At 70.7% G+C, this 11,531-nt stretch carries 8 protein-coding genes; 6 read left to right on the top strand and 2 right to left on the bottom strand.

The window, feature by feature from the left end:
* The first annotated feature begins 84 nt into the window (after positions 1–84).
* From CCL05_RS38290 to serA, 5 genes are all read left to right on the top strand, one after another.
* A complete protein-coding gene (locus CCL05_RS38290; protein ID WP_425275974.1) occupies positions 85–3,105 on the top strand; it encodes a putative bifunctional diguanylate cyclase/phosphodiesterase in 3,021 nt (1,006 codons plus the stop codon).
* A gap of 230 nt (positions 3,106–3,335) precedes the next feature.
* The gene (locus CCL05_RS38285) at positions 3,336–5,183 is read left to right on the top strand and encodes an acetolactate synthase large subunit (RefSeq protein ID WP_208641707.1); all 1,848 of its coding nucleotides are present in this window, start codon (positions 3,336–3,338) and stop codon (positions 5,181–5,183) included.
* Positions 5,184–5,204: 21 nt separating this feature from the next.
* Positions 5,205–5,729, top strand: coding sequence for an acetolactate synthase small subunit (gene ilvN, locus CCL05_RS38280; protein WP_010048631.1), 525 nt, complete (start codon positions 5,205–5,207; stop codon positions 5,727–5,729).
* A 121-nt stretch (positions 5,730–5,850) separates the two neighbouring features.
* The gene (ilvC, locus tag CCL05_RS38275; RefSeq protein WP_086565231.1) at positions 5,851–6,849 is read left to right on the top strand and encodes a ketol-acid reductoisomerase; all 999 of its coding nucleotides are present in this window, start codon (positions 5,851–5,853) and stop codon (positions 6,847–6,849) included.
* Between the two features lie 269 nt (positions 6,850–7,118).
* Positions 7,119–8,708 (top strand): phosphoglycerate dehydrogenase, encoded by a 1,590-nt coding sequence (gene serA / locus CCL05_RS38270; protein WP_086565230.1) that lies wholly within the window; start codon positions 7,119–7,121, stop codon positions 8,706–8,708.
* Positions 8,709–8,765: 57 nt separating this feature from the next.
* Here serA and CCL05_RS38265 read toward each other — a convergent pair whose 3' ends face one another.
* Positions 8,766–10,307 carry an MFS transporter gene (locus CCL05_RS38265; RefSeq protein WP_086565229.1) on the bottom strand — a complete coding sequence of 514 codons (1,542 nt, stop codon included), beginning with the start codon at positions 10,305–10,307 and terminating at the stop codon, positions 8,766–8,768.
* 86 nt (positions 10,308–10,393) lie between these two features.
* Here CCL05_RS38265 and CCL05_RS38260 point away from each other — a divergent pair, with 86 nt between their 5' ends.
* On the top strand, positions 10,394–10,972 hold the full coding sequence (locus tag CCL05_RS38260) for a TetR/AcrR family transcriptional regulator (RefSeq protein WP_086565228.1): 579 nt from the start codon (positions 10,394–10,396) through the stop codon (positions 10,970–10,972).
* On the opposite strand, the gene CCL05_RS38255 is transcribed toward CCL05_RS38260, so the two are convergent.
* Positions 10,959–11,531 (bottom strand): ATP-binding cassette domain-containing protein (locus tag CCL05_RS38255; protein WP_086565227.1); only part of this gene is annotated, 573 nt, incomplete at its 5' end. The two genes, CCL05_RS38260 and CCL05_RS38255, sit on opposite strands and share 14 nt — an antisense overlap.

Below are 11,531 nucleotides of genomic sequence, written 5' to 3'. Positions count from 1 at the left end.
CGAACGCGGGTGCAGCGGCTGCGGCCGTAGAGGAAGCACGACACGGCGGCGGCGGCCGCAGCGGCGCTCAGCCCGAAGTCGCCCATGATCAGGGCCAGTTCGCGCGAACCCCAGCCGAACGCGGAACCGACGGCGTATCCCGCGCAGACCAGGACGAGGACGAGTTGGAGGGCCGGGCCCGGCCGGGGGCCGGGCCCGGCCCTCCAACTCGTCCTCGTCCTGGTCTGCGCGGGATACGCCGTCGGTTCCGCGTTCGGCTGGGGTTCGCGCGAACTGGCCCTGATCATGGGCGACTTCGGGCTGAGCGCCGCTGCGGCCGCCGCCGCCGTGTCGTGCTTCCTCTACGGCCGCAGCCGCTGCACCCGCTTTCGACCCGCCTGGCTGCTGTTCTGCCTCTCCTCGGCCATGGCGTCCCTGGGCAACCTGATCTGGGGGTGGTACGAGGTCGTCCTCGGACAGCCCGTGCCCAGTCCCAGCTACGCCGACCTGTTCTTCCTCTGCTTCGCGCCGCCCGCGATCGTCGGGCTGCTCGTGCTCGCCAAGCGGCCGGTCACCAAGGCCGGCTGGGTCTGCCTCGGGCTGGACGCCTGGCTGATCGGCGGCTCGCTGCTCACACTGGCCTGGAGCCTCGCCCTCGCCCAGGCCGCGAAGTCCGAAGGGCCCGGCGTGGCACACATCGCGCTGTCGCTGGCCTACCCGCTGCTCGACATCGCACTGGTCAGCATGGTCCTCGCGCTGCACTTCAGGCGGTCCGCGGTGAACCGCTCCGCCGTCAACACCGCGATCGGCGCGCTCGCGCTGACCGTGATGTGCGACGCCCTGTTCACCTCACCGCTGATGCACCACGACTACCACTCCGGCCAGCTGCTCGACGCGGGCTGGTTCGCCGGCTCGCTGCTCCTGGCCTACGCCCCGTGGGCCGGGTCCCGCACGCCGGACACCGACCGGCCCGGCCCGGACCGGCAGAACACGGCAGGGCACACACGCGTGGTGCACGAGCACGTGCCCGGGCAGCGCAGCGGCCCGCACCACCCTCCGCCCCTGCCCGGAGGCGAGCTCGGCCGGTACCCGGCCGCCCGGCCCATCGCCGGTTCCCTCGCCGCCCTCACGCCGTATCTCGCGGCCGCCGTGTGCACCCTGGGGATCCTCTACAACGTCCTCAACGGCCGCAGCGTCGACCGCGTGGTCCTGCTCACCGGCGGCACGGTCGTGCTCGCGCTGGTGGTGCGCCAGGGCATCATGCTGCTCGACAACATCACCCTCACCCAGGAACTGGCCCAGAAGGAGAACCACTTCCGTTCCCTGGTGCAGGGCTCCAGCGACGTCATCATGATCGCCGCACCCAGCGGCGTCCTCAGGTACGTCTCCCCGGCCGCCGCCGGTGTCTACGGCCGCCCGGCGGAGGAGCTGGTGGGTACGGAGCTGGCCCATCTCATCCACCCGGAGGACCTCGGCTGCGTCGTGCACGAGGTGCGGCGTTTCCTCGCCGCCAATCCGGTCGAGGAACCCACCACGCGCATCGAGTGCCGCTTCCGCTCGGGTGACGGAGGCTGGCTGAACGTCGAGTCGACCGTCAACCGCCATCACGGCGGCCTCATCTTCAACAGCAGGGACGTGACCGAAAGGGTGCGGCTCCAGGCCCAGTTGCAGCACAACGCCGAGCACGACCCGCTCACGGACCTGCCCAACCGCGCCCTGTTCACCAAGCGCGTCCAGCACGCGCTGTCGGGCCGCCGCGCCTCCGACCGGGGCGTGGCCCTGCGGAACACGGCCGTGCTGTTCATCGATCTCGACGGCTTCAAGGCCGTCAACGACACCATCGGGCACCAGGCCGGGGACGAGCTGCTCGTCCAGGCCGCCCGCCGCCTGCAGGACTCCGTCCGGCACGGCGACACCGCCTCCCGGCTGGGCGGCGACGAGTTCGCGGCCCTGATCGCCGGGGACAACACCCGCGACCGCGAGGCCCGGCAGCGGCACATACTGGAGCTCGCCGACCGCCTCAGGACGACGCTGTCCCAGCCGTACGTCATCGACGGCAACGATGTCCGTGTCAACGCCTCCATCGGCGTGGCCTTCGCCGAGGCCGGCCTCGGCGCGGGCGAGCTGCTGCGCAACGCCGACCTGGCCATGTACCGCGCCAAGGCCGGCGGCAAGGGCCGCGTCGAGCTGTACAAGCCGCAGATGCAGCAGGACGTCGTACGCAAGGCGGAGCTGGCCACGCGACTGCGGGCCGCGCTGCACGACGGGGAGTTCGCCCTGCTGCACCAGCCGGTGGTGTCCCTGGAGGACGGCCGGATCGCGTCGGTGTCCGCCCAGGCGCGCTGGTGCTCCTCGCAGGGGGTGCTGTTCACCCCGGCGGAGTTCCTGCGCGTGGCCGAGGACAGCGACAAGACCGCCGAGCTGGGCCGGTGGATGATCGAGGAGGCCGTCGAGCAGGCCGCCGAGCGGCACGCGGCCGGGCTGTCCGCGCCGGTCGTCGTCCGGATGAGCGCCCGCCGGCTGCTGGACCGGTCGATGCCGCTCGGCACCATCGAGGCGCTGCTCACGCGGCACAGGCTGCCGTCCGGGTCGCTGGTCATCGAGCTGTCCGACGCCGACCCCAGGGTCGGCCTGGACGAGCTGGAGCGGCGGCTGGGTGCCCTCAGGCGGGTCGGGGTCCGGATCGCGCTCGACGGGTTCGGCAGCGGCTACGGGGCGATCACGGCCCTGAGGCGGCTGCCCGTCGACGTGCTGAAGCTCGACCGCAGCCTGGTCGAGGGCGTCGTCGAGTCGGCCCGCCTGCACAAGATCACCAGTGGGCTGCTGCGCATCGCCGGCGACCTCGGGCTGAAGTCCGTGGCCGACGGGGTCGACCTGCCCGAGCAGGTCGTCGCCCTGCGCGCGATGGGCTGTACGCACGGGCAGGGCATGGCGTTCTCCGGACCGCTCGACGAGCACCGGCTGCGCCGGGCGCTCGCTTCCGGCCATTATCCGGTGCCGCACGAACCGGCCGAACCGGCGTTCGCGGGCGGTGCCCCGCGGGTGTACAGCTCGGGCGTGTCCGCCGTCATCGGAGGCGGTACGGCCCTCCGCTCACATAATGAGACTCCCGTCCCACCCACTTGACAGTGAGTGCGTGCCGGGGGGAGGGTCTGTGCCATGCGCACCCGAATTCTCGTACTTGGAAAGCGCGTCGGCTGACGCTGAGCCTCGACCGCTCAGCGACCCCACCCGGCGCGCTCCCCTCGCTTGCCTTATGGCACGAGGGGTTTTTTGTTGCACAGGCACCGTTCGTGCAGCAGTCGAAAACTGTTCAAACCTCGCAAAAACCCTCAGCATCTGAGAAGAGAATGCCGATGACCGAGCAGGCCACCGGGGCCCATCACCCGCAGCCCCGGCCCCGATCCGGAGGACAGCACTCCGCCCCCGAGCAGGTGACGGGCGCGCAGTCCCTCATCCGCTCACTCGAGGAGGTCGGCGCCGACACGGTATTCGGCATTCCCGGCGGTGCGATCCTCCCGGCCTACGACCCGCTGATGGACTCCACCAGGGTGCGCCACGTCCTGGTCCGCCACGAGCAGGGCGCCGGTCACGCGGCCGAGGGCTACGCGCTGGCCACCGGCAAGGTCGGCGTCTGCATGGCGACGTCCGGACCGGGCGCCACCAACCTGGTCACGCCGATCGCCAACGCCCACATGGACTCGGTGCCGCTGGTCGCGATCACCGGCCAGGTCGCCTCCGCCTCGATCGGCACGGACGCCTTCCAGGAGGCGGACATCGTCGGCATCACCATGCCGATCACCAAGCACAACTTCCTCGTCACCAAGGCCGAGGACATCCCCCGGGTCATCGCCCAGGCGTTCCACATCGCCTCCACCGGCCGCCCCGGCCCGGTCCTGGTCGACATCGCCAAGGACGCCCTCCAGGCGAAGACCACGTTCTCCTGGCCGCCCACCATGGACCTGCCCGGCTACCGGCCCGTGACCAAGCCGCACGCCAAGCAGATCCGCGAGGCCGCCAAGCTCATCACCCAGGCCCGCCGGCCCGTGCTGTACGTCGGCGGCGGCGTGCTCAAGGCCAAGGCCACCGCGGAGCTGAAGGTCCTCGCCGAGCTCACCGGCGCGCCTGTCACCACCACCCTGATGGCGCTCGGCGCGTTCCCCGACGACCACCCGCAGCACTTGGGCATGCCCGGCATGCACGGCTCCGTGGCCGCCGTCACCGCCCTGCAGAAGGCGGACCTGATCGTCGCCCTCGGCGCCCGCTTCGACGACCGCGTCACCGGCAAGCTGGACAGCTTCGCGCCCTTCGCCAAGATCGTCCACGCGGACATCGACCCGGCCGAGATCGGCAAGAACCGCGCCGCCGACGTGCCGATCGTCGGCGACGCCCGCGAGGTCATCGCCGACCTGATCCAGGCCGTGCAGAAGGAGCACAGCGAGGGCCACCAGGGCGACTACAGCCTGTGGTGGAACGACCTGAACCGCTGGCGCGAGACCTACCCCCTCGGCTACGACCAGCCCGGCGACGGCTCGCTCTCCCCGCAAGCGGTCATCGAGCGCATCGGGCAGCTCGCCCCCGAGGGCACGATCTTCGCGGCGGGCGTCGGCCAGCACCAGATGTGGGCCGCCCACTTCATCGAGTACGACAAGCCGGGCACCTGGCTGAACTCCGGCGGGGCCGGAACCATGGGCTACGCCGTCCCGGCCGCCATGGGCGCCAAGGCCGGAGCCCCCGAGCGGGCCGTCTGGGCGATCGACGGCGACGGCTGCTTCCAGATGACCAACCAGGAGCTCACCACCTGCGCCCTGAACAACATCCCGATCAAGGTCGCCGTCATCAACAACGGCGCCCTCGGGATGGTCCGCCAGTGGCAGACCCTCTTCTACAACCAGCGGTACTCCAACACCGTGCTGCACTCCGGCCCGGACGACGTCAACCCCGAGGCCCGCGGCACCCGCGTCCCCGACTTCGTGAAGCTGTCGGAGGCCATGGGCTGCTACGCCATCCGCTGCGAGTCCCCGGACGACCTCGACAAGGTCATCGAGGAGGCGAACTCCGTCAACGACCGCCCGGTCGTCGTCGACTTCATCGTCCACGAGGACGCGATGGTCTGGCCGATGGTCGCCGCCGGCACCTCCAACGACGAGATCATGGCCGCCCGGGACGTCCGCCCCGACTTCGGCGACAACGAAGACGACTGAGCGAGAGAGACCGAAGAGATCATGTCCAAGCACACGCTCTCCGTCCTGGTGGAGAACACCCCCGGCATCCTCGCGCGGATCGCCGCGCTGTTCTCCCGCCGCGGCTTCAACATCGACTCGCTCGCCGTCGGCGTCACCGAGCACCCCGACATCTCCCGGATCACCATCGTCGTGGGGGTGGAGGACCTGCCGCTGGAGCAGGTGACCAAGCAGCTCAACAAGCTCGTCAACGTGCTGAAGATCGTCGAGCTGGAGCCGTCGCAGGCGGTGCAGCGCGAACTCGTCCTGGTCAAGGTCCGCGCCGACAACGAGACGCGCTCCCAGATCGTCGAGATCGTCCAGCTGTTCCGCGCCAAGACCGTCGACGTCTCCCCGGAGGCCGTCACCATCGAGGCCACCGGATCCGGCGAGAAGCTGTCCGCCATGCTCAAGATGCTGGAACCGTACGGCATCAAGGAGCTCGTCCAGTCCGGCACGATCGCGATCGGCCGCGGGGCCCGTTCCATCACGGACCGGTCGCTGCGCGCCCTGGACCGGTCGGCGTAAGACCTGAAACGGGCGGTCGGCGCGCCGTCGGCCGCCCGTATGCCGAGACCCTCAGACTTCCCTTCCGCCCCCCGTCATACGGTGGGACGCAACACCTGCACTCCCGAGGAGAGAACCCAAAGTGGCCGAGCTGTTCTACGACGCCGACGCCGACCTGTCCATCATCCAGGGCCGCAAGGTCGCGGTCATCGGGTACGGCAGCCAGGGCCACGCCCACGCGCTGTCGCTCCGTGACTCGGGTGTCGACGTCCGCGTCGGTCTGCACGAGGGCTCCAAGTCCAAGGCCAAGGCCGAGGAGCAGGGCCTGCGTGTGGTGACGCCGTCGGAGGCCGCCGCCGAGGCCGACGTCATCATGATCCTCGTCCCGGACCCGATCCAGGCCGAGGTCTACGAGAAGCACATCAAGGACAACCTGAAGGACGGCGACGCGCTGTTCTTCGGCCACGGCCTGAACATCCGCTACGGCTTCATCAAGCCCCCGGCCGGCGTGGACGTCTGCATGGTCGCCCCGAAGGGCCCGGGCCACCTGGTCCGCCGCCAGTACGAGGAGGGCCGCGGCGTTCCCTGCATCGCCGCCGTCGAGCAGGACGCCACGGGCAACGCCTTCGCGCTGGCCCTGTCGTACGCCAAGGGCATCGGCGGCACCCGCGCCGGCGTCATCAAGACGACCTTCACCGAGGAGACCGAGACCGACCTGTTCGGTGAGCAGGCCGTCCTCTGCGGTGGTACGGCCGCGCTGGTGAAGGCGGGCTTCGAGACGCTGACCGAGGCCGGCTACCAGCCGGAGATCGCGTACTTCGAGTGCCTGCACGAGCTGAAGCTGATCGTGGACCTCATGTACGAGGGCGGCCTGGAGAAGATGCGCTGGTCGATCTCCGAGACCGCCGAGTGGGGCGACTACGTCACCGGCCCGCGGATCATCACGGACGCCACCAAGGCCGAGATGAAGAAGGTTCTCGCCGAGATCCAGGACGGCACGTTCGCCCAGGCCTGGATGGACGAGTACCACGGCGGTCTGAAGAAGTACAACGAGTACAAGACCCAGGACTCCGAGCACCTCCTGGAGACCACCGGCAAGGAGCTGCGCAAGCTCATGAGCTGGGTCGACGAGGAGGCGTAAGCCTCACGGCCGAGGGGCCGGAGCGACAGGCTCCGGCCCCTTCGGCTGACCCGGGGTAACGTCGGAAGTGCGGCGTTGTCCATCCCGTCCGGCCACGGACGGGTGATCCTTCCGCAGCGGCGTAAGACGACGCCCTCGGCGCCACTAGACTGCTGCACTACATACGCGTCAGGCCCACAGCGTCGTGCGTCTTCCACGCGGCTAGCCCCCCTCCACCGCCTGCGGCCGTCGGGACGGCCGTCCGCAGCATTGGACTTGTGAGGACTCACGTGAGCTCGAAACCAGTCGTACTCATCGCTGAAGAGCTGTCGCCCGCCACCGTCGACGCGCTGGGCCCGGATTTCGAGATCCGGCACTGCAACGGCGGGGACCGAGCCGAACTGCTCCCCGCCATCGCCGACGTGGACGCGATCCTGATCCGCTCGGCCACCAAGGTCGACGCCGAGGCGATCGCCGCCGCGAAGAAGCTCAAGGTCGTCGCGCGAGCCGGCGTCGGCCTGGACAACGTGGACGTCTCCGCCGCCACCAAGGCCGGCGTGATGGTCGTCAACGCCCCCACCTCGAACATCGTGACCGCCGCCGAACTCGCCTGCGGTCTCCTCCTCGCCACCGCCCGCAACATCCCGCAGGCGAACGCCGCGCTCAAGAACGGCGAGTGGAAGCGCAGCAAGTACACGGGCGTGGAGCTGGCCGAGAAGACCCTCGGCGTCGTCGGCCTCGGCCGCATCGGCGCGCTCGTCGCGCAGCGCATGTCCGCCTTCGGCATGAAGGTCGTCGCCTACGACCCCTACGTCCAGCCGGCCCGCGCCGCGCAGATGGGCGTCAAGGTCCTGTCGCTGGACGAGCTGCTGGAGGTCTCCGACTTCATCACCGTCCACCTCCCCAAGACCCCCGAGACCCTCGGCCTGATCGGCGACGAGGCGCTGCGCAAGGTCAAGCCGAGCGTGCGCATCGTCAACGCCGCGCGCGGCGGGATCGTCGACGAGGAGGCGCTGTACTCCGCCCTCAAGGAGGGCCGGGTCGCCGGTGCCGGCCTCGACGTGTACGCCAAGGAGCCCTGCACCGACTCGCCGCTCTTCGAGTTCGACCAGGTCGTCGCCACCCCGCACCTCGGTGCCTCCACCGACGAGGCGCAGGAGAAGGCCGGTATCGCCGTCGCCCGTTCCGTGCGTCTCGCGCTCGCCGGTGAACTCGTGCCGGACGCGGTGAACGTCCAGGGCGGCGTCATCGCCGAGGACGTCAAGCCGGGCCTGCCGCTCGCCGAGCGCCTGGGCCGGATCTTCACCGCGCTCGCCGGTGAGGTCGCGGTCCGCCTCGACGTCGAGGTGTACGGCGAGATCACCCAGCACGACGTGAAGGTGCTGGAGCTGTCCGCCCTCAAGGGTGTCTTCGAGGACGTCGTCGACGAGACGGTGTCGTACGTCAACGCCCCGCTGTTCGCCCAGGAGCGCGGCGTCGAGGTGCGGCTGACCACCAGCTCGGAGGCGACCGAGCACCGCAACGTCGTCACCGTGCGCGGCACCCTCGCCGACGGCGAGGAGGTGTCGGTCTCCGGCACGCTCGCCGGCCCCAAGCACCTCCAGAAGATCGTCGCCGTCGGCGAGTACGACGTCGACCTCGCGCTCGCCGAGCACATGGTCGTCCTGAAGTACGAGGACCGGCCGGGTGTCGTCGGCACGGTGGGCCGCATCCTCGGCGAGGCGGGCATCAACATCGCCGGTATGCAGGTGTCGCGGGCCGTGGCCGGCGGCGAGGCGCTGGCGGTGCTGACCGTGGACGACACGGTGACCTCCGGTGTGCTGGCCGAGGTCGCGGCGGAGATCGGTGCGACCTCGGCTCGTTCGGTGAACCTGGTCTGATGCACCCCGGGGGCTGACGCCCCCGGACCCCCCGTTCGCCTCCGAACGGGTTCGTCTTCACACGCCGGACGGGCTGAGTTGATCAGCCCGTCCGGCGTTCTGCCGTACCCGGACCCGCCGCAGGGTCACCGTCGCCGCTGCCGCCGCCCCGACCAGCAGCACCGCGCCCGTGAGCGCCGCCGCGTGCATCCCGCTGGTGAAGGCCTCGCGTGCCGCCGTCGCCAGGGCGTCCCCCGCGCGCCCCGGAAGCCGGTCGGCGACGGCCAGGGCGCCGCCCAGGGTCTCGCGGGCCGGGGCGGGCGCCGAGGCCGGGATCTCATGGCGGTACACGGCCGTGCCGATGGAGCCGAGGAACGCCATGCTCAGCGCGCCGCCGAACTCCGTGCCGGTCTCCAGCAGCGACGAGGCCGCGCCCGCCTTCTCCACCGGGGCGGCGCTCAGGGCCAGGTCCGTCACCTGCGACATGACGGCGACGACACCGCAGGCCAGGACGGCGCACGCGGCCAGCAGCAGCCACAGGGAGTCCGTGCCGGTCAGGGCCAGCAGTACGTAGCCGCCGGCGGTGACCGCGAAGCCTGTGCCGACGACGTACGCGCGGGGCACGCCCCGCTGCACGAGCTGGGCGCTGACCGGGGCCGCCAGCCCGATGGGCACCGAGGGCAGCAGGCTCCACAGCGCCGCTTCGAGCGGGCTCTTGTCCAGGACCGACTGGATGTACTGGGTCGTGAAGTAGGCCGAGCCCATCATGCCGAACGCGGCGACGAGGTTGAGGACGACGGCCGGGGTGAAGCCGCGGCTCCGGAACAGTGCCGGCGAGATCAGCGGGGACTTTGCCGTGCGCTGGCGGTGGACGAACAGCGCGGCGAAGAGCAGGCCGACCGTCACCGACATCACGTACCGCACGTTCCAGCCCTGCGCCGCGAGCTCCTTCAGGCCGTAGATCACCGGGAGCACCGCCGCCATCGACAGGGGAACGCTCAGCCAGTCGAAGCGGCCCGGGCGCGGGCTCTTCGACTCGGGCAGCAGGACGGGCCCCAGGACCAGGAGCAACACCATCGCGGGCAGGTTGACCAGGAAGACCGAGCCCCACCAGAAGTGCTCGACGAGCACCCCGCTCAGCACCGAGCCGAGCGCGATGCCGGCCGTCATCACACCCGACCACACACCGATCGCCTTGGTGCGCTGCGCGGGGTCGGTGAACATCGTGCGCACCAGCGCCATCGTCGACGGCATCAGCGTCGCGCCGCCGATGCCGAGGACCGCGCGGGCGGCGATCAGGGTCTCGGCGCTGTTCGCGTACGCCGCGACCAGGGAGGCCGTGCCGAAGGCGGCGGCGCCGAACAGCAGGAGTTTGCGGCGGCCGATGCGGTCGCCCAGCGCGCCCATCGTCATCAGCAGGCCGGCCAGGACGAAGCCGTAGATGTCGAAGATCCACAGCTGCTGGGTGCCGCTCGGCTCCAGGTCGGCGCTGATCGCGGGGATCGCGAAGTAGAGGACGGAGACGTCCATCGAGACCAGCAGCAACGGCAGCATCAGCACGCCGAGCGCCGTCCATTCGCGGCGGCCGGCGCGGGCCGGCGGGGTGGGGTTCGTCGTCATGGGCAGGACTGTACGGTCGTATTAAACGCTTGTCTAGTACGCTTGTTTAAGACGGACGTCTGGACACCGGAGTAGGGTGACGAGCCATGGGACACCGTGAGGATCTGCTCGAAGGCGCCAAGCGCTGCCTGCTGGCGAAGGGCTTCCTGCGCACGACCGCGCGCGACATCGTCAAGGAGTCGGGGACGAACCTGGCGTCGATCGGCTACCACTACGGCTCGAAGGACGCGCTGCTGGCGCAGGCCTACATCGAGATGGTGGAGGGCATGTCCGACGCCTTCGAGGGCGGCGGCGAGCTGCGCGGGGAGCCGGGGTCGCTGGAGCGGTTCACCGAGGTGTGGGCGAACATCATCTCCACCATGCGGGAGCCCGGTTCGATGTGGCGGCTCAGTATGGAGATCGTGGCCATGGGGGACCAGCTGCCGGAGGTGCGGGAGCATCTCGCGCGGGCCCAGCGGGAGGGTGCGCGCGGCATCGTGACGCTCTTCCACGGCGGCAGCGAGGACGACGTCCCCGAGGAGCGGGTGGACACCGTCGGCTACTTCTATCTGACCCTGATGATGGGGCTCATGGCGCAGTGGACCTTCGATCCGAAGAGCGCGCCCGAGGCCGGGCAGCTCGCCGAGGGGCTCCGCCAGGTGATCGAGGCCGCTACCCCGAAGTGACGCTCACGCGTCCCTCGCGCATCTCGACGACCCGGTCCGCGAAGTGCCGTACGACCGCCCGGTCGTGGCAGATGAACAGGTAGCCGAGGCCCAGGTCGTCCTGGAGGCCGGCGAGCAGGTTCAGCACGCCCGCGCGTACCGACGGGTCGAGTGACGACACCGGCTCGTCGAGCACCAGCAGCCGCGGCTGGGACGCCAGGGCGCGGGCGATGCCGGCGCGCTGGCACTGGCCACCGGACAGTTCGTGCGGCCGGCGGTCGCCGTACGCGGGGTCGAGGCCGACCCGGTCGAGGAGTTCGGCGACCCGGGCCGGGCCGGCGGCGGGATCCCAGCGGCCCTGGACCCTCAGCGGTTCGGCGACGGCGTCGCGGATGCGGTGGCGGGGGCTCAGCGAGCCGTAGGGATCCTGGAAGACGGGCTGCATACGGGGGCGCAGCGGGCGCAGCTCGCGTTCGGCGAGGGACGTCAACTCCCGCCCCTCGAAGCGGACTTCACCACCGGACGGGCGGCGCAGCTGGAGCACCGCCAGGGCCGTGGAGGACTTGCCGCAGCCGGACGG

The organism is Streptomyces africanus (genome assembly GCF_002150735.1).
GTDB lineage: Bacteria > Actinomycetota > Actinomycetes > Streptomycetales > Streptomycetaceae > Streptomyces > Streptomyces africanus.
This window is presented reverse-complemented; position numbering and strand designations above follow the sequence as displayed.

Bases quoted from the DNA above. Each gene is read 5' to 3' on its own strand.
- CCL05_RS38290 (WP_425275974.1), top strand. From the start codon at position 85: ATGATCAGGGCCAGTTCGCGCGAACCCCAGCCGAACGCGGAACCGACG.
- CCL05_RS38285 (WP_208641707.1), top strand. From the start codon at position 3,336: ATGACCGAGCAGGCCACCGGGGCCCATCACCCGCAGCCCCGGCCCCGA.
- ilvN (WP_010048631.1), top strand. From the start codon at position 5,205: ATGTCCAAGCACACGCTCTCCGTCCTGGTGGAGAACACCCCCGGCATC.
- CCL05_RS38265 (WP_086565229.1), bottom strand. From the start codon at position 10,307: ATGACGACGAACCCCACCCCGCCGGCCCGCGCCGGCCGCCGCGAATGG.
- CCL05_RS38260 (WP_086565228.1), top strand. From the start codon at position 10,394: ATGGGACACCGTGAGGATCTGCTCGAAGGCGCCAAGCGCTGCCTGCTG.